General features: G+C 61.7%; 21 protein-coding genes. 9 read left to right on the top strand and 12 right to left on the bottom strand.

Annotation, left to right across the window (positions count from 1 at the left end; translation table 11 throughout):
• Window positions 1–41 precede the first annotated feature (41 nt).
• The 8 genes from argH to ACVW0R_RS09890 all read right to left on the bottom strand — a co-directional run bounded on the left by argH (window position 42) and on the right by ACVW0R_RS09890 (window position 9,106).
• Entirely contained in the window at window positions 42–1,511 is a 1,470-nt protein-coding gene (argH, locus tag ACVW0R_RS09925) for an argininosuccinate lyase (RefSeq protein ID WP_011429025.1), read from the bottom strand.
• Between the two features lie 131 nt (window positions 1,512–1,642).
• Entirely contained in the window at window positions 1,643–1,861 is a 219-nt protein-coding gene (locus tag ACVW0R_RS09920) for a hypothetical protein (RefSeq protein ID WP_099812611.1), read from the bottom strand.
• Between the two features lie 93 nt (window positions 1,862–1,954).
• Entirely contained in the window at window positions 1,955–3,694 is a 1,740-nt protein-coding gene (locus ACVW0R_RS09915; RefSeq protein ID WP_228375389.1) for a PP2C family protein-serine/threonine phosphatase, read from the bottom strand.
• Window positions 3,695–3,795: 101 nt separating this feature from the next.
• A complete protein-coding gene (locus ACVW0R_RS09910; RefSeq protein ID WP_457502001.1) occupies window positions 3,796–4,986 on the bottom strand; it encodes a glycosyltransferase family 4 protein in 1,191 nt (396 codons plus the stop codon).
• Window positions 4,987–5,168: 182 nt separating this feature from the next.
• On the bottom strand, window positions 5,169–6,542 hold the full coding sequence (locus ACVW0R_RS09905) for an MFS transporter (protein WP_240527765.1): 1,374 nt from the start codon (window positions 6,540–6,542) through the stop codon (window positions 5,169–5,171).
• 376 nt (window positions 6,543–6,918) lie between these two features.
• On the bottom strand, window positions 6,919–7,263 hold the full coding sequence (locus ACVW0R_RS09900) for an MgPME-cyclase complex family protein (RefSeq protein ID WP_011429018.1): 345 nt from the start codon (window positions 7,261–7,263) through the stop codon (window positions 6,919–6,921).
• A 113-nt stretch (window positions 7,264–7,376) separates the two neighbouring features.
• Window positions 7,377–7,835, bottom strand: a complete 459-nt coding sequence (locus tag ACVW0R_RS09895) for a hypothetical protein (RefSeq protein WP_049749696.1) — start codon at window positions 7,833–7,835, stop codon at window positions 7,377–7,379.
• Window positions 7,836–7,987: 152 nt separating this feature from the next.
• On the bottom strand, window positions 7,988–9,106 hold the full coding sequence (locus ACVW0R_RS09890; protein WP_011429016.1) for a class I SAM-dependent methyltransferase: 1,119 nt from the start codon (window positions 9,104–9,106) through the stop codon (window positions 7,988–7,990).
• A gap of 238 nt (window positions 9,107–9,344) precedes the next feature.
• On the opposite strand from ACVW0R_RS09890, the gene ACVW0R_RS09885 reads away from it, so the two are divergent.
• The 6 genes from ACVW0R_RS09885 (at window position 9,345) to ACVW0R_RS09860 (ending at window position 14,132) form a co-directional block, all read left to right on the top strand.
• Window positions 9,345–10,001 carry a response regulator gene (locus tag ACVW0R_RS09885; protein WP_011429015.1) on the top strand — a complete coding sequence of 219 codons (657 nt, stop codon included), beginning with the start codon at window positions 9,345–9,347 and terminating at the stop codon, window positions 9,999–10,001.
• Window positions 10,001–10,693 (top strand): queuosine precursor transporter, encoded by a 693-nt coding sequence (locus tag ACVW0R_RS09880; protein WP_011429014.1) that lies wholly within the window; start codon window positions 10,001–10,003, stop codon window positions 10,691–10,693. The genes ACVW0R_RS09885 and ACVW0R_RS09880 overlap by 1 nt, the downstream gene beginning before the upstream one ends.
• 187 nt (window positions 10,694–10,880) lie before the next feature.
• Complete coding sequence (locus tag ACVW0R_RS09875; RefSeq protein WP_457502005.1) at window positions 10,881–12,152, top strand: RNA-guided endonuclease InsQ/TnpB family protein; 1,272 nt, start codon at window positions 10,881–10,883, stop codon at window positions 12,150–12,152.
• 118 nt (window positions 12,153–12,270) lie between these two features.
• Window positions 12,271–12,456: a photosystem II reaction center protein PsbZ gene (psbZ, locus tag ACVW0R_RS09870; protein ID WP_011429012.1), complete on the top strand. Its 186-nt coding sequence runs from the start codon at window positions 12,271–12,273 to the stop codon at window positions 12,454–12,456.
• A 250-nt stretch (window positions 12,457–12,706) separates the two neighbouring features.
• Entirely contained in the window at window positions 12,707–13,249 is a 543-nt protein-coding gene (locus ACVW0R_RS09865; protein WP_414390185.1) for a DUF2808 domain-containing protein, read from the top strand.
• Between the two features lie 52 nt (window positions 13,250–13,301).
• A complete protein-coding gene (locus ACVW0R_RS09860) occupies window positions 13,302–14,132 on the top strand; it encodes an undecaprenyl-diphosphate phosphatase (RefSeq protein WP_457502004.1) in 831 nt (276 codons plus the stop codon).
• Here ACVW0R_RS09860 and ACVW0R_RS09855 read toward each other — a convergent pair.
• A complete protein-coding gene (locus ACVW0R_RS09855; protein ID WP_011429009.1) occupies window positions 14,129–15,715 on the bottom strand; it encodes a bifunctional ADP-dependent NAD(P)H-hydrate dehydratase/NAD(P)H-hydrate epimerase in 1,587 nt (528 codons plus the stop codon). The genes ACVW0R_RS09860 and ACVW0R_RS09855 overlap by 4 nt on opposite strands.
• Complete coding sequence (locus ACVW0R_RS09850; RefSeq protein ID WP_011429008.1) at window positions 15,712–16,122, bottom strand: VOC family protein; 411 nt, start codon at window positions 16,120–16,122, stop codon at window positions 15,712–15,714. The genes ACVW0R_RS09855 and ACVW0R_RS09850 overlap by 4 nt, the downstream gene beginning before the upstream one ends.
• Before the next feature lie 147 nt (window positions 16,123–16,269).
• On the opposite strand from ACVW0R_RS09850, the gene ACVW0R_RS09845 reads away from it, so the two are divergent.
• Both ACVW0R_RS09845 and rpe read left to right on the top strand, forming a co-directional pair.
• Complete coding sequence (locus ACVW0R_RS09845) at window positions 16,270–16,455, top strand: hypothetical protein (protein ID WP_011429007.1); 186 nt, start codon at window positions 16,270–16,272, stop codon at window positions 16,453–16,455.
• A 159-nt stretch (window positions 16,456–16,614) separates the two neighbouring features.
• Window positions 16,615–17,325, top strand: a complete 711-nt coding sequence (rpe, locus tag ACVW0R_RS09840; protein WP_011429006.1) for a ribulose-phosphate 3-epimerase — start codon at window positions 16,615–16,617, stop codon at window positions 17,323–17,325.
• A gap of 157 nt (window positions 17,326–17,482) precedes the next feature.
• Here rpe and ACVW0R_RS09835 read toward each other — a convergent pair whose 3' ends face one another.
• The gene (locus ACVW0R_RS09835; RefSeq protein ID WP_457502000.1) at window positions 17,483–18,337 is read right to left on the bottom strand and encodes a hypothetical protein; all 855 of its coding nucleotides are present in this window, start codon (window positions 18,335–18,337) and stop codon (window positions 17,483–17,485) included.
• Window positions 18,338–18,455: 118 nt separating this feature from the next.
• On the opposite strand from ACVW0R_RS09835, the gene miaA reads away from it, so the two are divergent.
• Window positions 18,456–19,478: a tRNA (adenosine(37)-N6)-dimethylallyltransferase MiaA gene (miaA, locus tag ACVW0R_RS09830; protein ID WP_457501999.1), complete on the top strand. Its 1,023-nt coding sequence runs from the start codon at window positions 18,456–18,458 to the stop codon at window positions 19,476–19,478.
• On the opposite strand, the gene menD is transcribed toward miaA, so the two are convergent.
• Complete coding sequence (gene menD / locus ACVW0R_RS09825; RefSeq protein WP_457501998.1) at window positions 19,402–21,195, bottom strand: 2-succinyl-5-enolpyruvyl-6-hydroxy-3-cyclohexene-1-carboxylic-acid synthase; 1,794 nt, start codon at window positions 21,193–21,195, stop codon at window positions 19,402–19,404. The two genes, miaA and menD, sit on opposite strands and share 77 nt — an antisense overlap.
• Window positions 21,196–21,261 lie beyond the last annotated feature (66 nt).

Below are 21,261 nucleotides of genomic sequence, written 5' to 3'. Positions count from 1 at the left end.
CGGACAGAGGGGGCAAGCGGGAATGGAGGCAGGGCCGCTGCTCAGCTCTCCAAGGGCAGCCCAGAGCCAGGTGAGGAGGGGGGCAGCGGGGGTTCTTCTGCCGGCTCTGTCTGTTGGTAGCGGGCCTGGGCCCGTTGCAAGGCTTCCCGCACCACCGCAAAGCCAGTGCCTCCAGCGCTGAGCCGCGCGGCCACCACCTGGCGGGGATCGATGGCCGCAAAGATATCCTCCTCAAAGGCTCGATGAAAGCTTTTCCACCGCTCCAGGGGCAGATCTTTGAGCAGAATTCCCTCTGCCACACAGGTACGCACGATCTGACCCACCAGATCGTGGGCGGCGCGAAAGGGGATCCCTTTTCGCACCAGATAGTCGGCCACGTCGGTGGCGTTGGAGAAGTCTTCCTGCACCGCGGCCTCCATGCGTTGGGTTTGGAATTGGATCCCTTCCCGCAGCAGGATGGTCATCGCCTCCAAGCAAGCCTTCACAGTATCGACGGTATCGAAGAGCCCCTCTTTGTCCTCTTGCAAATCTTTGTTGTAGGCCAGGGGCAGCCCCTTCAAGGTGACCAGCAGAGCTTGGAGATGGCCGAACACCCGCCCTGTCTTGCCCCGCACCAATTCCAGCACATCGGGATTCTTCTTCTGGGGCATGAGGCTGGAGCCCGTGGCACAGGCATCGGTGAGGGCGACAAAGCCAAACTCCTGGGTGGCCCAGAGGATGAGCTCTTCCGAGAGACGGCTGAGATGCACCAAGATCAGGCTGGCGGCAGCGTGGAACTCCACCAGGTAGTCCCGGTCGCTGACGGCGTCTAGGCTGTTGGCACTGATGCGCTCAAAGCCCAGCAGATGAGCAACCAGTTGCCGGTCGATGGGCAAGGAAGTGCCGGCCAAGGCCCCGGAGCCCAGGGGACAGACGTTGACCTCTTCCCGCACCCGTCCCAACCGTTGCCAGTCCCGCCAGAGCATTTCTTCATAGGCCAAAAGGTGGTGGGCCAAGCTGATGGGCTGGGCCCGCTGCAGGTGGGTGTAGCCGGGCAGGATTGTCTCCACATGCTGGCTGGCCAAGTCCAACAAAACCCCCCGCAGCTCCCAGAGAGCCTGCCGGATGGTGTCGATTTCATCCCGCAGGTAGAGGCGCAGGTCAGTGGCCACTTGGTCGTTGCGGGAGCGCCCCGTGTGCAGTTTTTTGCCCACTTCCCCCACCAAGGCCACCAGACGGCGCTCGACGGCGTAGTGGACATCTTCCGCCTCAGGGTCAGGCTGGAAGATGCCCTCGGCAACTTCCTTCTCGATCTGCTCCAGCCCCTGCCGAATTTGCTCTGCCTCTTCGCGGCTCAAGATGCCGCAGGCCCCCAGCATCTGCACATGGGCCAGGGATCCGGCCACATCGTAGGGCAAAAGGCGAATGTCGAAGCCAATGCTGGCGTTGAAGCGGGCAATCCTAGGGTGGAGGGATCCCGCAAAGCGTCCGCTCCAGGGGCGCGGGGTGGAAGGTGCCGTCGGCTTAGCCATGGGCTTGGAACGGGGAGAGAGATGACCACCACAGAAAGACTTGGCTGCAGTTGAGGCGGAAAAGAGCAAGCAAGGCAACGACAGCCAAAACGCCGCCACCTTGGGGCCAGGGAATCCGGGCGCCACCGCCTTTAGTGAGAGCTGGTGATGCTCTTGAGCATGTAGCCTGCCACGATCCCTATCAAAAGGGCCCAAATTTGGCCCGATTCCACGAAGTTGTTCCAGCCCTTGCGGATATCGCCCAGCACGTCCTGCCGGAACACCTGGGCGACGATCGCTTCCGTCTGCAAGGCCGGCGAGGCCGGCAAGTAAACTAAGGAGGGCTCAGAGCCAGAAGCAGTGGAGTGCATGCATGTACCTCAGGCAAAGGTCAACTGGGAAAGCGGGCCGCCACCTAAGTGGCCTCCCTAGCTAGAGGGTACCCTTAGTTTGAACCTTCGTAGCTAGGTTGGCTCAGAATCGGGCAGTACTTTCAACACCACCAGCGTCGTATCGTCCACCGGCTCAGGCCGCAGGGAAATCTCATCCTGAAACAAGAGCCCTGCATCCACTGGCGGCCCTGGGACAACAGGGTGGGATCCCTGGCGGCCCCGGAAGGCGTCCATCTGCTCAAAAAGGTTCTCCAGGATCTCCTCGGGCGACTCGTAGCGACTGGCAGCCCGCTGGATGGCCTCCATCAGACCTGAAGTCTCCAGCCGCTCCCCGCGGGTATTGGCGGCCTCGACATAGCCATCGGTATAATAAACTACAACATCTCCCGGCTGCAGGTGCACGCAGCTTTCCGAGTATTGGCTGTGTTCCTCCAAGCCGATCAGCGCTCCCTCTGTGTCGAGGGGCTGGATGTCGCGGCTGCGGGCCCGCCACCAGAGGGTGGGGTTGTGGGCGGCGTTGCTGAAACAGAGGCGACGGGAGCGGGGATCGTACTCTGAGTAGAACAGGCTGATAAAGCGATTGGAGTTCTCCAGATCGCTGTACATGGCCCGGTTGAGATGTTGGAGAACGCGGGCCGGCGAGTGGCGGTTGAGGGCTTCTGCCCGTACCATGGCGCGGGTCATGCTCATCAACATGCCGGCAGGGACACCTTTGCCCATCACGTCCCCAATTACGATGGCCAGGCGAAAGTCTTCGGATGGCTCAGGGGAAGGGGCCAGGGATCCAACCGGCTCATCGGCGGCGGCCCTAGAGTTTTCCGGTCGCTCGCTGGGGATCTTAATGAAATCGTAGTAATCGCCCCCCACCTTGCTGGCCACACGGCAGCGGGCTGCCAGCCGAATGCCCGGAACCTGGGGGTACTGGCGGGGCAACAGTTGGGTCTGGATGTAGGAGCCGATCTCCATTTCTTTTTCCAGGGCCATTTTGCGGCGCAAGGCCGCCGTCAAGCGCTCGTTCTCGATGGCCACGCCCGCTTGGTCAGCCACCAACCGCAGCAGTTGTTGGCGACGTTCATTCCACTGGTAGCCGGGCTGACGGCTGAAGACGTACAGGCGCCCCTGGACGGAGCTGCGAATCAACAGCGGCGTCCCGAACAGGCGGACATCTGGCCCCAGACTCTGGCGCAGGCGCTCGTCCAAGAGATGTTCCAGGGCTGGGATCTTCACAGACAGGGATCCCTCGGTTTTTAAAATGGGCTCCTGCGCAGACAGAGCTTGGGCGATCTGCTCCATCTCGGCGCGAATCTGCTCGCGGCGGTCGAGGTCCGAACAATGCAGTTGATCTAGCTGGATGGTGCCGTTGGGGTTGAACAACACCAGCGCGCCGCCGTCGGCAGCGGTGAGTTGGCTGGCCACAAAAGCCGTGAGCTCTAGGATCTGGTTCAGGTTGTTGAAGGAGCGCAGGGCAAAGGCCAATCCCCCCAGCAAATACAGCATCGGCTGCTGGTCTGTCCCCAGCTCTGCCACCGGCTCCGGCTTCGGCGGGGCGGGCAAGATGGCCGGTTTCACTTCCGTCAGCTTTCTCTCCTCCGAGGCCGCCTTGGGCGCACCGGCGGGATCCCCATCTGGGCCAGCTTGGGCCGAGCGCAGATCGCCCTGCTCGTCGGTGGGCGGCAGCGACGCAGCCGGAACGTTGGCGGGAAAGGAGTTTCTGTCCGCGCCTTGGGCAAGCAAAGACTCCGTCCAGGACGAACCCGACAGCCCGGCAGGGGGCTGCGCCGGAAAGGCTTTTTGCGGGCCGTACTCATCCATCGGGAACTTAGAGGCAATCCCTTGGAAACATAACGATGCAGTTTAGCAAAAATATCAAAAGCTTTGTCGCAAAAGTTTCAGCCCAATCCCAATAGTCTTCCTTACGCGCGGCGGCGCTGACGGGATCCCCGGCACAGCTCCTGGTAGAGCTGCTCCAACCGGCTGAGGTTGTGGCTGAGGGTGTAGCGCTCCAGCACCCGCTGGCGGGCTTTCATCCCCAGCAGTTGCGTAAATTCCCGTTGATCCCGCAGCAGGGGCAGCAGCGTTTGCAGCTCCACCGTCACCCGAGCCGGATCCAACAGGATCCCGGCTCCATCGGCCAAAACCTCGCCGTCGGCCCCGACGTCGGTGGCCACCGCCGCCACCCCACAGGCCATCGCCTCCAGCAACGACAAAGAGAGCCCCTCGATTAAAGAGGGCAGGATAAACACGTCGGATCCGCGCAGGATCTCGATGCGCTGCTGCTCGTCGGCAACGTAGCCCAGCCAGTGGATCCCGTGCTGGCGGGTGTAGAAGGGCTTGAGGGTATTGAGCAGCGGCCCATCCCCCACAATGAGCAGGCCGCACTTCTCGCCCATTTGAGCTTGCTTCCAGGCTTTGAGCAAGGCCTCCACATTTTTTTCCGGCGAGATCCGCCCTTGGTAAACGAAGATCCGCTCCAGCCCCAACCGTTGCTTAAGGGTGGAGGGCCCCGGCGAATACTTATCCACGTCGACGCCGTTGGGAATGACCACCACCTGCTCGCGGCTCACCCCTAGCCTGAGCAAGATCTGCCGCTGTGTTTCCGAGAAGACGATGGTGCGGTCGTAGTGGGCCAAACAAGGAGCATAGAGCTGGTAGGCCAGGTATTGGGTGCGGGAGGCAATGTTGCGCCGCCGCCGGTCGAAGGCCGGGTGGAAGGTGGCCACCAGCGGCTGGTTGAGCTCCGCACAGATCTCCGGCAAGACAAAGTCGATGGGAGAAATCGTCAGCGAGGCATGCACCAGATCCGGCTGCAACTCCCGCAGCGCCTGGGTGAGCAGCCGCCTGGCGTTGGGAGCTGGGATCGTATAAATCTGCGACTTGTACAGACAGGGCAGGGAGACATCCCGCCCCGCCAGCTCAGCACGCCAACGGCTCCCCGGACGGGATCCCTCTACAGCAGGCGCCTCCAGGCTGGGGGAGGGGCTTTCGTTGGTGAAATGGAAAAAGCTCACCTGATGTCCCCGCTCCAAGAGGCCGTTGGTCACCTCACGGCCATAGGTGACGTTGCCACAGAAAGGTGCCTTCTTGCCTATCCAGGCGATGTGCATGGGCGGATCCCTACGCCGCCAGAACGCTGATCTACAAGGGGATGTGCGATTCCAAAGCCTCTATAAGGGTAGCAGACTCGCATCCCACCTCGGCCCGCTCCTCCCCTCTCAGGGGAGAAACCCAGACCGACAAGGCATTGACAGATACCCAGCCCTACGTCGCAGCTATCCAGCAGAAAAACTTATCTGTGCCCCTCTCTGCCCAGCAGACCCCAGAGGTACAGCCCCGCCGACCCGGTCAGGGCCGCCAGGCCGAGAAACGTCCAGGCAAGGCCGAAATAGGTTTCCGCCACCCCCGCCAAAACCAGCGGCAAACTGAGAGCAATGTTGACCGCATTGTTCTGCAGTCCAAAAACCTTGCCGCGCAGATGTTCGGGGGTCTCCTCCTGGAGCAGGGTTTGCATGGGCACCGCCACCAACGCCCCTCCACAGCCCAGCAGGGCAATCCAAGCCAAGCTGGGAAACAGCTTCCCCTCCGTCCAGGACAAGGCCGCCAAGGACAGACACAGCAACAGGGATCCCAGCCCACTCCAGGCGCGACGGCTCACCTGCCGGCCCGTATGCCCCACCCAAAAGGCCCCAATGGCCATGCCCAGGCCGGCAGCCGCCAGCAACACCCCAAACTGATCTGCCTCCAGCTCCGCCGTCACCTCGGCCATGCGCACCGCCAAGACCGCCAGCGCCGCAAACAGCGAGTAGAGCACCACCATTTGCAGCAGGGCCGCGCGGATCAAGGGCATTTGCCCGATGTATTCCAGGCCCAGCTTGAGATCTTCCCAGAGATGGGGAGCCTCCCAAGGTCTGGGCTCCAGCTTCTCGTGGGGTTGCAACAGCAGCAGCAGGGCTCCCGCCGACAGGTAGGCTCCCCCCACCAACAGCTCTGGCCCCACCTCCCAGCCGGGCAACCACGCACGCCCCCAACGATCCGCCAGCGTTAGCAGCGGCTCGCCGATGGCAAAGCCGGCGATCAGCGAAGCCATCATCGTCGTGGTGTAGAGGGAGTTGGCCGCTAACAGCTCCCGCCTGGGCAGGATCAGGGGCAGAGTGGCCTGTTCGGCAGGGGCAAAAAACTGGGTCAAAACAGACACGGCAAAGCTAATCAACAGCAGCCCGCCAAAGCCCAAAGGGATCCCTGGCCAAAGGTTGCGCCCCGCCGTCAGCCAGAGCAGCGGCGGCAACAGCAGCACCAGGATCCCGCGCACCACGTTGGAGAGCACCAGCACCCCCTTCTTGGGCCAGCGATCCACAAATACCCCCGCCAGGCTGCCCAACAACACCGCCGGCAGCGTAAAAGCCAGCATGATCGCCGCCACCCAGCCGCTGATGGAGGCCCCTTCCGGCTGAAACTGCCTCGAGATCAACCCAATCAGCAGCACCAACAACACCTTGTCGGCCAACTGGGAAAACACCTGCCCTATCCACAGCAGCAGGAAATTGCGTCGGCGCAGCACGGCCAGGAAATTTCTCAGGCCTGGCCCGGCCAGAGCAGCATCCTCCTGCTTCAGCTTCTCGGTTGGGCCGTCGTCTTTGGGATCCTCAGGGAGCGGCTCCGGCAAGGGATTCCCGGACGAACACGCCAGCGAGCCGGAGGGAGGACTTGCCGGCGGCTCAAGTGGGGGGGCCTCCGACTTTAGCACCTCAGTTGAAGGAAATGTGGGAGGAAGATCCCGAAGATGAGGAGTCCGCTGGCAGACCTCCGCCTCCCCTTCCGGCCAATCCCCTCGTCGCTCCAAAGTCATAGTGCCCCGTGTAACCTTTCTCCCTCCCCCGCCTTGGCCCTGACAGGTGCTTTTCATGCCGGCTCGTGCCGCCACTGCTGCTGGACGGAGAGAGGTGCCCTGATCTTAATCTTGGCCCATCCCGCAATCAAACTTGCGCGCCCGTCTCGAGGAGGGGGCGACACCTCCCATCGGTCGCGCCGGCAGGATCTCATCAACCCTCTGCCAAGGACAGGGAGCGCAAGGGATCCGGGATCGACTCGCTGGGGGCCACGAAGCTGCCCTTTTCCACAAAAGTGAGGCGCACCGCCAGCCAACGGATGAAATCCTCATTGGTCGAGACCACTGCCCCCAGCGGCTCCTTTAACTTGTGGCGCAGGGGACGCAGCTCTGGAGCTTCCATGAAAGCCGGCTGGGGCACCCAAAAGAAATCGATGGAGCGATGGTGCTCCTCGTAGTGTCGGCGACGCTCCTCCAGCACTTCCTCCAGAGGTTCAGAGCGCAAAAAAGACAGACTGGCAACAATAAAGTGGTAGGTGGTGGGCTCAGCAGCAGGCATACTCTACGATTAACATGTGAGACTCGAACACCTAGAGGCGCGCTCCTGGCGAAAACACAACTTCTCCTGTCGGCTCTTCACCCAGAGTTGCCAACTTCAGCCTACTGGCAGGATTAGTTGGCAGACTTGAGTAAATGCGGGGCGGGATCGCGGGAGCTACACAGGGTCTGACAGTCTTCCAACTGCCGGGGGACGGGCAGCCGCGCCATCACCTCCTCAGGCGGCATAGACTGCTCTGAAGCCTGCCTGAGGGTGGGCAGAGCTTGAGCTGCCCATTCCTGCGCCCAGAGGGGTGTTGTTGAGGAGGGTTCCCCCTGCTCCAACAGCTCCTGACAGAGCGCGGTCGAGCGCTCCAAGTCGCCGCTGCCCTGATAGGCCATGACCAGGGCTACCCGCGCCAAAGCGCATTCCTCAGGGTTTATCCTGGAACCGTTGCGCTCCTTCTGGCGGGGCGAGCTCTCGTGAATCGAGCAGCAGTAGCAGAAAGACTCAAGGAGGTTGATCGCCTCTAAGTAGCGCTCCTGCTTGAGAGCAGTGATGCCGGCACGAAGGGATCCATACGGAGGGGACATGAGCCTAAGTATAGAAAAGATTCTGACGCCTTGCACTTAAGGGCGTTGATGACCTAGCTTTTTATCCGAGGTTTCGTGTCTGATACTACTATACAGCCTTTGGCCAGGCGACCGCGAATCTCCTTACCCTCTTAAGCTTTTGGCAAGGGCGCTCAACTCTTACGGGCCAAGATATAAGTGCTGACGTAGTGGGTTTCTCGGCGCAACACCTCACAGCCTGCCTGCTGCAGGCGCACCCCCAGGTCGTCGCGGATGTAGTCCCGGTAGTAGGGTTCGTGGAAGGTTTGCACAAAAGCTTCCATCGTCTCCTCCAGCTCGGGCGAGTCCAGCAGTTGCACCGAGTCGCAGATGACAATGGCGCCCCCCGGCTTCACCACCCGGCTCATCTCGTTGATGACATTTTGGCGGGCCGGGCCGGGCAGCTCGTGGAAGAGAAACACGCTGACAACCGCATCAAAGGTGGCGTCGGCGTAGGGCATGGCCTCGGCATTGGCGCGGATGAGCTGGGGCAGCTCCCCGGGCAACTCCTGCAACAGCCGGTTGGCCTTGCGCAGATAGGCAGGGGAAAGATCCAGGCCGTACAACGCCGCTTTGGGCAGGGATCCCCGCAGCAGGCGCAGCGTGCGCCCGGTGCCACAAGCTACGTCGAGGATGTGGGGGTCGGATAGAGCAGGATCGAGACCATCCTTGAGCAGGCGGATCACCCGTCGCCGCATCGCATCTGCCGCGCCACCAAACAGCAGTTCCACCTGCAGGTCGTAGAGCTCAGCCGAGCTGTCGCTCAGGTAACCGTTGGTTTGGTAATGAAAATTTTGCAGGTAGTATTTTGGATAGCCCTCGGTGGAGATGTCTGGAGAAAACTCTTGGTAGCGCCGGCTGTGTACCCGCTGAGTGATCTGCGGCAGATCCAGCCATACCTGCGGGTAGTAGCGGGCAAAGTCCAGCCAGGGGTTATCGAAAAGAAGGGCGTGAGGGTAGTAACCTGCCTCGGCGTCTTGCCAATCGACCTGTAGCAGCCGTTCGTAACGAGCCCGCAACTCTTGCAAAGTAGCTGGGCTGACCTTCACCCGCTCCCGCGGCGGTAGGGGCTTCCCAGAGGAAAAACTTTGCAGCTCCCTGAGCACAGAGAGCATCAGCTCCAAAGCCTGGGTGGAGAGAGCCTTGTGGGCAAAGCCAAAGAGATTTTTGCCCCACTGAAAAGCGCGGTAAGCAGCTTCTCCGACTGGAGATGGGATCGGCAGCGACAGCTCGGAGCTCAACTGTAAGCTCATAACCCTGCAAGGTGCGAATGCTTAATGTTTGTTTACGTTAGATTATAGCAAGGCAGCGATGCGAAACCGGCAAGTTCTGGGCCTTGGGAGAGTCGGCGAAATTGGAGCTGTAAACACTCCACTTCCCTGAGAGGGAGAGTACTCTATTGGTGTCCCAGGAAGGACGCCTCTGATGCTTCATGCGCTGGAGGAAGAGGCTGAGCAGGTCGAGTAGATTGGGAAAAGGGGGCGCCCGAGCATGACAGCCAAGACGGTGTTGGTCATTGACGATAGCATCATGATCCGCAAGATGGTGGCCAGCATCTTGGCTGACCAGTTTCAGGTGCTGGAGGCCAAAGACGGCCTAGCGGGCCTGGAGGCTGCCAAAAAACATCACCCCGACCTGATCTTGCTGGATTTTGTCATGCCCAAGATGGACGGCTATGACACATTGCAGGCCATCCGGCAGGAAGAGAGCCTGAAGAATACCCCTGTCATCATCATGTCGGGGATGAAAGAGCAGGTAACAGCCCGCGTCCCTGAGCCTTTTGTCGATTTCGATTTTATTGAAAAGCCGTTTGAGGCGGAGGCTCTTCTGGCTCGCATTCAAAAGGCCCTGCAAGTAGCCCCTGCGGCGGCAGCAGAGCCGGGATCGGAAACCAACACCCAGTTGCTCTTGAACAAGCTCACCGCCATCGAGACGCTGCTCATCCAAGGCACGGAAAACCTTATCCAGCGGGAAGTGGTGACGCGGCTTTCTGATCTCAACCAGCGCCTGGAGCGTCAGGAATCCCACAGCGCTAACCTGGAAGAGCAGATCCGTAAGCTCACCAGCGAGGTGGAACGGCACAGCCAGGGCTTGGCCTTGATCGTCAAGGAGCTAAAGCACATCCGCAAGCTGTTGGGGGGATCCTGATGTCTGAGAGGGTTTTTGAGCGCGCCTATCGGCACCTGGATGCGGTGACGGCCCTGTTTGTGGCTGTGCTGCTGATCTCCAACATCGCCTCCACCAAGATCGTGCTCTTGGGGCCGTTTACGTTCGATGGCGGCACCGTCCTTTTTCCCCTCAGCTACATTTTCGGCGACATCCTCACGGAGGTCTACGGCTATGCCCGCTCGCGGCGGGTGATCTGGCTGGGATTTATCTCGGCGGCCCTGATGTCGGCGACCTTGATGATCGTGGGATCCCTGCCGGCAGCCCCCGACTGGCCCTACCAGGAAGCCTACAAACAGATTCTCGGCCTTACCCCGCGCATTGTACTGGCCAGCCTAATTGCCTACTGGAGCGGCAGCTTTGCCAATGCCTATGTGCTGGCCCGCCTGAAGGTGTGGACGCGGGGACGCTGGCTGTGGACACGCACCATCAGCTCCACCCTGGTGGGCCAGGCGGTGGATACGGGCCTGTTTATTCTCATCGCCTTCTGGGGGGTGTTTCCCGGTCTGATGAGCCTCATTGTCTCCAACTACGTGTTCAAGTGTGCCGTTGAGGCGGTCTGTACGCCCCTGACCTATGTCATCACCGGCTGGCTGAAGCAGCAAGAACAGGAAGACTACTTTGACGTGGCAACCGACTTCAACCCTTTCCGAATGCAGTCCGTATCTGGGTAGTTCATTCGTCCATGGCTGCCCCGACGGATATGGCCAAAAGAGGGATCCCAGTTTTGGTATAGTCAGCTAGAAACCGCAGGAGCCCCGCCCTGTACCCCCCTATATCCCCCCGTATACGGGGGGACTGGGGGGCCGGGGGCTGTGCCGGTCAGGGTCGGGAGGAATGCGGACGACCTATAATCGTGACATGGCCCAAGTCCTGACTATCTCCTGCAAACTCAAGGTGTCTGTGTCGCAAGCCGCCAAGCTGGATGCGACCCTGGATGCCTTCGCAAAGGCACTGAACTGCGTGAATGAGAACACACCAGAGAAGATAGTCAACGCCGTCAAGCTCCAATCTCTCTGCTACCGCGAGATTCGTACCCGCTTCGGACTATCCAGCAACCTGGCACAACAGGTGTGCAGAAGGTTAGCCGGTGCCCGCAAGGTTGCCCAGCAGAAAAACCGTCCAGTCAAGGCGTTCAAGTCTGGCTTTGTTACCTACGATGCCCGCATCTTCTCGTTCCGTGAGAAGGACTGGACGGTGTCGCTGACCACCGTTGAGGGACGGGAACGCTTTGAACTGGATATAGGTCACTACCAGCGCGGCCTGCTAGCGGGTTCAAATCCCAAAGCAGCCACGTTGGTCAAGCGCCAAGGCGGCTCCTACTCCATCCAGATTGGCGTGGAGTCTGAGGTGCCGGAGCCGGAGCACGCCGTCAAGGCCATTGGTGTGGACTTGGGTAGGAGAGATATTGCCCACACCTCTGAGGGAGATAACTGGAATGGACAGCAGTTGAACCAGGTCAGAGACCACTACTCCCGTTTGAGAGGGGTTCTCCAACGCAAGGCCAGCAAGGGCACACGCAGTACACGACGTCGGTGTCAGCAACTGCTGCAACGGCTGTCTGGTCGGGAGAGACGCTTTCAAACTTGGGTGAACCACTGCATCTCCAAGTCGATTGTTGCTAGTGCACTGGCCACTCACCGTTTTATTGCCTTGGAAGACCTGACCGGGATCCGGGAGCGGGTCAACCGGCAGCCGCGCAGCAAGACGGAGCGGCGGCGGGCAAACAGTTGGGCGTTCTACCAGTTGCGGCAGTTTGTGCACTACAAGGCGATGCGGGCAGGGGTGAAGGTTGTGGTGGTTTCGCCGGCCTACAGCTCGCAGACCTGCCACCAGTGCCTGTGGATTGGGCAACGGGAAGGGAAGCATTTTCGCTGTGTGAACCCGGCTTGTGGTTGGGAAGGGGATGCAGATTTGAACGGTGCCAACGTGATTGCACTTTTGGGGGTCGCTGTAAACCAGCCCACCTACATCCCCCCGCATGCGGGGGGACAAGAGGGGGGTTCGTGGTTGGCTTGCCAGCTGCAGGGCTACCAAAAGCCCGCTCCGTACCCCCCTCAATCCCCCCGCCCCCCTGCCCCCCGTATACGGGGGGTTGGGGGGCTGGAAGGGGGGGCGGTCGGAGCCGGGTAGTTTACAGCGTTATCCTATCTACCCTGCCGCCGGTGCGCAGCGAGCCGGATCAGGTTGGGCAGCCCGGTGTTGTCGGGAGCTTTTATCCAAGACAAGACTTTTGTGAGGGATCCAGACCATGATGCTCATTTTCCAAATTGCTTTGTTGGTGTTGGTGCTTTACAGCTTGCTGTTGGTGGTGGCGGTGCCGGTGCTCTTCAGCTCGGCCAGCGACTGGAGCCGGGCCAAGAATGTGATTTTGGTGGGATCCCTGCTCTGGGTGCTGATGGTGATCGGGGTGGGGGTACTTAGTTTCTTTAAGTGATATCCTTCGACGCCCATCCCCCAGGCTCCTGGACGTTGCAGAGCATCAGGGTTGCGACTGCAAGGTTCTGGGGGCGGGGAAAACTGCGCATCTCCGCACCCGCGTGGGCCTTGAGCGCTCTCGGTAGAAGGGATCCCACCCCTTACAATGGATAGCAATTTAATTTAATCTCATGGCCTTGCTGCTCCCTAGGTCAGCGGCAAGTTGTGCCTACACTGATGTCTTTTGGGAGGTTTGGGTGTTGAGAGCAGTGAAGCGTTCGTGGAGCCTCCGCTTGGCCCGGCTGGGGACGAGGCTGATTTTGGCAGGCTTGTTGGTAGGGGTGCTGTCCCCTTCGGCAGCGGCGCAGTCGGGCCTGGTGATCACCGGCAGCGAAGGGGTACCTGTCCTCAGCTACCGGCTGGATTTTCGCGGCATTCGCGGTCGGTTGGATCGCTATCGCCTGACGATCCCGCCTCAGAACGTGGCGGTGGCAGAGGTGCAGATCAACGGGGATAGAAATTTCGATGCTGTCATCGACCCGGAGAACGTGCGCCTAGAGGTGGAGGGCAAGCCGGTGGAGCTGGCGGAAGTGTACTGGAACGAGGAGTTTCGCTCTTTGGAGGTGGTGGCCCGTCAGCCCATTGCCGCCGGCCAGGAGATCCGCTTGGTGCTCTCCAATGTGCGCAATCCTTCCGCTGCCGGCATCTACCGGGTAGAGGCGCGGGTACGGGGGACAGAGCCCAACCCCCTCTTCCGCAATGTGGGCAACTGGCTGATTACCATCGACGATCCCGAGCGGCTCACGTTCTAAGGGGAACTCTCCTCCAGACGGCAGCCTGGTCTATCGAGAGAGACGGTCTTTGGTGCTGGCCGATATCTGGTATCCCAACTGGTGGCAGGCCCTGGTCTTGGGCATGGTGCAAGGGATCACGGAATTTCTGCCCATCAGCAGCACGGCGCACCTGCGGGTGTTTCCAGCTTTGCTGGGCTGGCCGGATGCGGGGGCTTCCTTTGCGGCGGTGATCCAATTGGGCAGCCTGGGAGCGGTGTTGATCTACTTTGCTTCTGACCTGCGCCAGTTGCTCCTCGGCTCCTGGAAGGCTTGGCAGAAGCGAGATTTCCAGGAGGAGTCTTGGCGGCTGCTCATGGGGATCCTGGTGGGAACGCTGCCGATTGTCATAGCGGGCTGGGCCGTCAAGGCCATCTGGGGATCCCCGCCCCGGCAGTTGTGGGTGGTTGCCGCCGCCGCCATCGGCTTGGCCCTGGCTTTGGGCTGGGCAGAACGGGTGGGGAAGCGCCGGCGCGATCTGCACAGCCTGGGCATTGGGGATGGGCTCTGTGTGGGGCTGGCCCAGGCTTTGGCCCTGATCCCAGGGGTATCCCGCTCTGGTGTGACGCTGACGGCGGCTCTGTTGCTGGATTTGCAGCGCTCGGCTGCCGCCCGCTACTCCTTTTTGCTGGGGATCCCGGCCCTCTTTTTGGCCGGGGTGGCGGAGTTTATCGCCGAGTTCAGGGCAGAGGCGCTGCTGTCGCAGGGGCTGGGGACGCTCTCGGCCTTTGTCTTCTCCTACGGGTCCATCGACTGGCTAATTCGATTTTTGCAGCGCAGCAGCACCTGGGTGTTCATTGTCTATCGGATTGGTTTTGGCCTGTTCATTTTCCTGGGGCTGGCCCTGGGGTTTTTGCAACCTTAAGTGGGCTTTTGTTGCCGCAGAATCCGCAGCGCTTTCGGCAGGTGCTCCGCCAGGTGGGCCGGATCCACGCCCGTTAGACCCCGTTCCCCCGCCAAATGGATGGCTGCTTGAGCATGCCACCACACCCCCGCACAGGCGCAACTGAGCAGCTCCGCGATCCCCATCGACTGACCCAGTTGAGCCCTTCTGCGCGCCACCAGGCCGCCGATCAGGCCGGTCAGAACATCGCCGCTGCCGCCGCGGGCCAAAGCCGGTGTGCTTTCCGGGTTGACCCAGCATTCCCCCGTAGGAGAGGCGATGACCGTCCGCGCCCCCTTCAAGACCACTACTGCCCCGCTCTGGGCTGCTGCTCTCTGGGCTGCCTCCATGCGATCTGAAAGCGGGAGGTGCGGAAAAAGCCGGCGAAACTCCCCCAGGTGCGGGGTGAGGATGGCTTGGATCCTGTGTTCTGGCAAGCGCTCCACCCCTATTTCCGCCAAGGCGTTGAGGCCATCGGCGTCGATCACCCAAGGGATCCCGGCCCAATCCTGCAGCAGGATCTCCAGCAGCAGACGGCGGGTTTCTCCCACGCCCGGCCCCACCGCCACTGCCTGAAAGGGTTTCTCGGCCAGCAGGGAGGGGATCCCTTCCCAGGCGTGAACCAAGACTTCCGGCAAAGCGCTGTGGACGAGCCCTTTCAATTCTGCCGGCACCGCCAGGGTTACCATGCCCACGCCGCTGGCGCGGGATCCCAGCCCGGCCAACACCGCCGCCCCGGCATAGGTTGTCGATCCCGCCACCAGCAACAGGGATCCCTGGCGGTATTTGTGGGTATCCAAAGGCGGATCGGGGGGGAAATGGGGCCAGGGGTGCAGCAACACCTGGGGAACTTCCACCTCCGGCCAGGCCCAAGGGGGAATGCCGAAATCGAGGCGGCGCAGACGTCCCACCCAAGGCAGAGCCGCCTCCTGCCACAGGCCCCGCTTCCAGAGGCCCAGGGCATAGGTGTAGCTGGCGCGGATGCAGCAGCCCCAGATCTCGCCTGTCTGGTCGTTGAGGCCGGAGGGCAGGTCCAGGCTGAGGATGGGAATGCCGCTGCCGTTGGCCCACTCCACCGCCTCCGCCCAGGGATCCCCCAGGGGCCGGTTTAGGCCAATGCCAAAGAGGGCGTCGATGAGCAGGTCGCAGTCGGCCAACGCCTCCACCCGCTCCACAAACTCCGCCCCCAGGGCCCTGAGGTAGCGGGCGTGCTCGGCGGTCAGGGGTTTGAGATCTGGCTTGCCCAGCCACACCTTCACCGACCTTTGCGCCAGCCGCAGCTCTCGTCCGACCACCAAGCCGTCGCCGCCATTGTGCCCTGTCCCGCAGAGGATGCCGATGCGCTGGGCCTGGGGAAAATCCTGTTGCAACTGGGCAAAAGCGGCCAGCCCTACCTTTTCCATCAGGGCGGCCACGGGCATGCCGGCAGCGAAGATCTCCTCCTCAAGGCGCTGCATCTGCGCCGCGCTGACCAGGGCGGTGGCCGGGTCGAACTGGCAGCGGGGATCCCTATCGCCACGCCGCGCTGGTGTTACAGGCGGTATCGCTGGGGGGAGAGGGTTCATGGCTCAGTTGCGCCAATGGCGCTTAGCTCGATTACATTCCCATCCGGATCGCGGACAAACACAGCCGCCCGCCCGGAAGCGCTGGGCTGCACCTCATAGCCTGCCTGCAGCAGGCGGGCTTTCACCGCCTCCAGATCTTCCACTCCCAGCGCCACGTGGGGAAGGCGCCCCCACTTCGCCCTGCTGCCACGACTGGCTTGCTGCCCCTGGTCAAGCGGCTCCTCAGTGACGATCAAGTGAATCTGCGAAGACCCCACCTGGTACCAGGCGCCGGGAAAGTCAAAGGGAAACCGTTCTGCCTTGGGGATCCCGAGCACCGTGCCGTAGAAATGCTCGGCCCTGGCCAGATCGCTGACCCAAAGGGCGGTGTGCAGGTGCTGGTAGGCGGGCTTTGGGGAGGCGGTCATGACATTGCTCCGGGAAAGTGCTTGCATCTGTCGAGGGAAACCATATTTTCTCCAAGAGCCTGCTCCGCCTGTGCGCTAAGTTGGAGCTAGGGCAGCGGCGAGGAACGTACCTTTGTCCTATCTTGGTTCTTACCCAGGAGTTGGTCTATGGGATCCCGCACCAAGTTTTTCGGCACCGTCTTGGCCATGCTGGCTGTCAACAGCATCTATATGCAGTTGCAGCAGCTGGCCCTGCGGCTGGAAGAAGAGGTGAACCCGGCTCCCTCAGAGCAGGCTGCTCCAGAGCCTCAGAGCAACGCGCAGCCACCGGATCTCTGGGGACATCTGGCCTAAGTTTTCCGGGGATGGCGGTGGGTCGAGGCCAGTGCTGGCTCCACCTCTCCCCTGCAACCCTAGGCTCCGAGCCAAGAGGCAGTTTGCAAAGGGGATCAAACTCCGTACCATAGAGGAGCGAGCTCCCCTATTTTGCGGTTTACAACTTGGATACTCACCATGACTCAGCCGTCAGCAGCTTCTGGGCAAAAGCCGATCGTCGTCGCCCCCTCCATCCTTTCAGCCGATTTTAGCCGCTTGGGGGAAGAAGTGCGGGCGGTGGACGAGGCAGGGGCCGACTGGATCCACGTGGATGTGATGGATGGCCGCTTTGTGCCCAACATCACCATCGGCCCGCTGGTGGTAGAAGCCCTGCGCCCGGTTACGGCCAAGCCTCTGGATGTCCACCTGATGATTGTGGAGCCGGAAAAGTATGTGGCCGACTTTGCCAAGGCGGGGGCCGATATCATCTCCGTTCACGCCGAGTCCAGCTCCACCATTCACCTGCACCGCACCCTCGGACAAATCAAGGATCTGGGCAAGCAAGCAGGCGTGGTGCTCAACCCCGCCAGCCCCCTGGAGCTGATCCAGTACGTGCTGGATCTGGTGGATCTGGTGTTGATCATGAGTGTCAACCCTGGCTTTGGCGGGCAGAGCTTCATCCCGGCGGTGGTGCCCAAGATTCGCCAGTTGCGAGCCCTGTGCGACGAGCGCGGCTTGGATCCCTGGATTGAAGTAGATGGCGGCATCAAGGCCAGCAACGCCTGGCAGGTGATCGAGGCGGGGGCCAACGCCATCGTGGCTGGCTCAGCCGTGTTCAAGGCCAAGGACTACGGGGAAGCCATTCGTGCCATTCGCCACAGCCGCCGCCCCGAGCTGGTAACGGTTTGATTTGAGCTGATCTGGGAAAACCCTGCCCTTGGACTCCTCTCAGGCCAAGGCGCAAAAGAGAGGGGAGAAGGCCTGGCGCTCCTCACCCTCAGCCCATTGGGAAGGGCCACGGCTCAGCGGCAGGGATCCCTTCTGGTGGGAGGATGGGCTCGAAATTCTAGCGCAGAGCGTTGGTCTTCTTCTGGGCAGCCAAAGGCACGGTACCGTCCTCACCGGCGGCCTGGACTAGGCAATAGGGAGGTGTGGAAGGAGGCGTGATGGGCTGGGGCGAAGTGGGGCTGAAAAAGGTCTGGCAGAAGGGCAGGCGGCTGTTGCGCTGAATGGTGGCAAGGTAAGGGGGAGGGACAGTGCCCCAGTAGGCGCCCAGCACCTGCTGGTCCGGATCCTCCGGCAGCACCTGGTAGTACACCATCAGGCGATTATCGGGGAACCAGGCGCGAACAAGCCTTTGCAGTTGCCTTAAATTGAAGCCCGGCTCTTCTGGATTGTCAATTAGGTGCATCCCCGCCAGCCGCCCGCCCATGAAGTAGGCCTCCACATAAAACCCACGGGCATAGAGGGGGGGCTCTAAGGGATCCCGCGACGAAGGGGCATCCGGCAGGTAAAGGGCCTCACCGCCCGGGCGCAGTTGCCAGCGGCTCCAGCGGGGATCCTCCCGGTCGCTGGAAATAGTCTCCCAATTGTTGGCGCGGGCGTAGCTCAAGAAGCGCTCCTCCACCATGCCCAAATAGAGCATTTCCATCTGCAGGGGCAGCCGGGCACTTGTTTGCAATAGGGGCAAAGTTCGCACTTCTCCCTGCTTGAGCACCAAAACCTCTGCCAAGGCAGGGCGCGGTTCCCACGCCAGCAACGCCGCCAGGATTCCTGCTCCGAGGGCTCTGCCAAGGCCGGCCAGACCTAGCCGTGCCGAGGCCCGCAGCAACAGGAAAAGCAGTTTGACAAGGGGCAGTTTAAACCGAGGCCGTGCCCCGCCCCACATGGCAACGGAAGCAGGGACATAAGATGAGATCACGGGGAAATTCGAAGAGCTGGGAAGACGATAGAGACTATGGATGTTCTATTCTAGCCACAGCGCTAAGGTTCTTTGAAAATTTTAATCTGCTGCCCTGGGTGAACTTTCTTGCCGGCGGATGGATCAAAACCGGTCTCCAAATGGGCGCGACTGTCGAGAACCTCCCTCCCCCTCCTCGACTGCAAGGCCGGGGCTTGTCGTCATCGCTGGCCCCACGGCCACCGGCAAGTCGCGCCAGGCGCTGCTGTTGGCCCAGCGGCTGGGATCCCCCCTGTTGAACGCCGACTCTCGTCAGGTGTACCGGGAGTTCGACATCGGCACTGCCAAGCCCACTCCCGCCGAGCGGGCCCTCTGGCCCCACGAGTTGATTGACTTTGTGGATCCCCGCCACACCTATACAGTGGCCGAGTTTCAGCAGGCGGCCCAGGCGCGCATTGCCGCAGCCCATCGGCAGGGACAGACTCCTATTCTGGTGGGGGGCACAGGGCTCTACATTCAGTCGATCACGGCAGGCTTAGGGATCCCGGCAGTTCCCCCCCAGCCTCAGTTGCGCGCTCAACTGGAGACGTGGCCGCCCGAGATCCGCTACGCCTGGCTGCAGCAGTTGGATCCTGTGGCAGCGGGGCAGATTCACCCTCATGATGAAGTGCGCACCCTGCGGGCTTTGGAGATCATCTACACCACTGGGAAGCCGGCTTCCTACCTGCGGCAGGCCCATCCTCCTGACTACCCCATTTTGCTCTTGGGGTTGCACTGCCCAATGCCCCGTCTGGAACAACGCATTGCCCGGCGCACAGTAGAAATGCTGGCGGCAGGCTGGATTGAGGAGGTAAAAACGCTGCGGCAGCGCTACGGCCCAGACCTGCCCCTCTTGCAGACCTTGGGCTATGCGGAGATCGGCGCTTACCTGGAAGGGCGGATCCCGGCAGCCGAGCTGCAGCCTCTGATTGTGCGGCGCACCCGCCAGTTTGCCAAGCGGCAGATGACCTGGTTTCGGGCCATGCCAGGGATCCAGTGGCTGGACTGCGAGGCCGAGGATCTGCCCGAACAGATCTGGAAGCGGGTTACGGCGTGGATGGCAGCTCAGACCAGCGCCGGAACCACTCCTGCCGTCGCCGCGCGTCCGCCCGCCGATCCGTAAGGATCTCCAACACCCGCACCCCTTGGGCGGGCAAGGGATCCAAAGCCTGGGCCAGCTCTTCCCAGGTCTCTATCCGCTGCTGGGGGATGCCATGGGCCTGGCAGAGGAGGGCAAAATCCACCGCCTGGGGAGTCGCAAAGTAGGGCTCAAAGGGTGGGCCCGCCTCGGCAATGGGCAGCAGCTCGAAGATGCCGCCCCCCTGGTTGTTGATGAGAAGAATGGTCAGGGATCCCTGAAGGCATTGGGCAAGACGCAGGCCACCGCAGTCATGCAAAAAGGCCAGATCCCCGGTCAGCAACACCGTCGGGCGCTGGCGATGGGCCACCCCAAAGGCGGTCGAGAGGATGCCGTCGATGCCGTTGGTGCCGCGGTTAAAGTAAGGCCGGATGCGGCGGTCGTTGGGTGGCCAAAACCACTCCACATCCCGCACCGGCGTGCTGTTGGCAATAAATAGCGGCGTCTCCGGCGGCAGGTGGTGGGCCAGCCACCAGGCAAGCTTGCCCTCAAACCACTCCGGCAGGTCAGCCAGCAGCCGATCCAGCTCAGCCCGAGCTTTGGCTTCCGCCCGCAGCCAGGTTTGTAGAAAAGCGGTTGCTTTGGCCTTGCCTGCCGGGATCCCTGCCGCCACCTCCTCCACGACAAAGGGCAAGTGGGTGGTGGGGTTGTGGAGGGGATCGGCGTTCTGGGCCCGGGGATCGAGCAGCCAGGTGCGGGGTCGGGCTTGGGCTAGGGTTTGCCGCAGCGCCTTGCTGGTGGGCAAGGATCCCAGTTGGATCACTTGCTCTGGCCAAAGAGGAGGTTGCTCTCCCTGGAGGAGAAAATCGTAGGTGGTGATGAGGTAGGGGTTGAGGGAAGCGTAGTTGCGCAAAGGGGAGAGTCCCTCCGCCAACACCGGCCAGCCCAGGGCCAGCGCCAAGCGGGCCACCGCCTCTGCATAACGCTGGGGGTCTGCCGGTTGGGCCGGCCCTGCCAAGATCACCCCCCGCTCACAGCCACACCACTCCCGCCAAAAGGAAGCTGTTGACGCGAATGCAGAACCGCCAGCCGGGGTGACCAGGCCAGATGGGGAGATAACCCCGCGGAAAAAGGTCTTCTCAAACTCCGGATCTTCCTGCAAATGAACCAGCGGCGCCGTGCTGCCATCGGCAACGGGAGCTAGGGGATCCCGCAAAGGCACGTTGAGATGCACCGGACCCGGGAAAGGGTAGAGAGCACGCTCCCAGGCGTGGATGATCATTTGGCGCAGGTAGGCCAGAGCTTCCAGGTCGGCGCTGGGCAGGGCCAGCTCCGCCTGCCAGTTGGGGTAGTGGCCGTAGAGCTTCACCTGGTCAATGGTCTGACCGGCGCGGCAGTGGCGCAGCTCCGGCGGCCGATCCGCCGTCAACACCAAAAGGGGCCAACCACTTTCTGCCGCCTCGATGAGAGCGGGGAAAAAATGGGCGCCGGCGCTGCCAGAGGTACACACTAGCGGGATGGGCTGCCGCAGCTGCTGGGCCAAGCCAAGGGCAAAGAAGGCCGCCGACCGCTCATCCAGCACCGGAATGGCCTCGATCTCAGGGTGCTGCGCCAGAGCATAGGTGAGGGGGGCAGAACGGGATCCTGGACAGACCACGGCCACCCGACAGCCCAGCCGGCTCAAGGTCTCGGCCAAAATGGATCCCCAGAGGGTGTTGAGGTTGCGCCAGTCCAGCCGTTGAAGGGAGTTTGCGCCAGTCACTCCAGCTATCCCAGCCAGCGGGGAGATCGAGCAAGTTGGGTAGGAAGCCCAAAATAGGCACATCCT

This window comes from Thermostichus sp. MS-CIW-15, from assembly GCF_054060575.1.
This window is presented reverse-complemented; position numbering and strand designations above follow the sequence as displayed.

Coding starts and splice junctions, on each gene's coding strand:
- ACVW0R_RS09875 (WP_457502005.1), top strand. CDS start 10,881: ATGGCCCAAGTCCTGACTATCTCCTGCAAACTCAAGGTGTCTGTGTCG.
- ACVW0R_RS09900 (WP_011429018.1), bottom strand. CDS start 7,263: ATGCCTGCTGCTGAGCCCACCACCTACCACTTTATTGTTGCCAGTCTG.
- psbZ (WP_011429012.1), top strand. CDS start 12,271: ATGATGCTCATTTTCCAAATTGCTTTGTTGGTGTTGGTGCTTTACAGC.
- ACVW0R_RS09910 (WP_457502001.1), bottom strand. CDS start 4,986: ATGCACATCGCCTGGATAGGCAAGAAGGCACCTTTCTGTGGCAACGTC.
- ACVW0R_RS09920 (WP_099812611.1), bottom strand. CDS start 1,861: ATGCACTCCACTGCTTCTGGCTCTGAGCCCTCCTTAGTTTACTTGCCG.
- rpe (WP_011429006.1), top strand. CDS start 16,615: ATGACTCAGCCGTCAGCAGCTTCTGGGCAAAAGCCGATCGTCGTCGCC.
- ACVW0R_RS09915 (WP_228375389.1), bottom strand. CDS start 3,694: ATGGATGAGTACGGCCCGCAAAAAGCCTTTCCGGCGCAGCCCCCTGCC.
- ACVW0R_RS09880 (WP_011429014.1), top strand. CDS start 10,001: ATGTCTGAGAGGGTTTTTGAGCGCGCCTATCGGCACCTGGATGCGGTG.
- ACVW0R_RS09850 (WP_011429008.1), bottom strand. CDS start 16,122: ATGACCGCCTCCCCAAAGCCCGCCTACCAGCACCTGCACACCGCCCTT.
- ACVW0R_RS09890 (WP_011429016.1), bottom strand. CDS start 9,106: ATGAGCTTACAGTTGAGCTCCGAGCTGTCGCTGCCGATCCCATCTCCA.
- miaA (WP_457501999.1), top strand. CDS start 18,456: ATGGATCAAAACCGGTCTCCAAATGGGCGCGACTGTCGAGAACCTCCC.
- ACVW0R_RS09855 (WP_011429009.1), bottom strand. CDS start 15,715: ATGAACCCTCTCCCCCCAGCGATACCGCCTGTAACACCAGCGCGGCGT.
- argH (WP_011429025.1), bottom strand. CDS start 1,511: ATGGCTAAGCCGACGGCACCTTCCACCCCGCGCCCCTGGAGCGGACGC.
- ACVW0R_RS09845 (WP_011429007.1), top strand. CDS start 16,270: ATGGGATCCCGCACCAAGTTTTTCGGCACCGTCTTGGCCATGCTGGCT.
- ACVW0R_RS09885 (WP_011429015.1), top strand. CDS start 9,345: ATGACAGCCAAGACGGTGTTGGTCATTGACGATAGCATCATGATCCGC.
- ACVW0R_RS09895 (WP_049749696.1), bottom strand. CDS start 7,835: ATGTCCCCTCCGTATGGATCCCTTCGTGCCGGCATCACTGCTCTCAAG.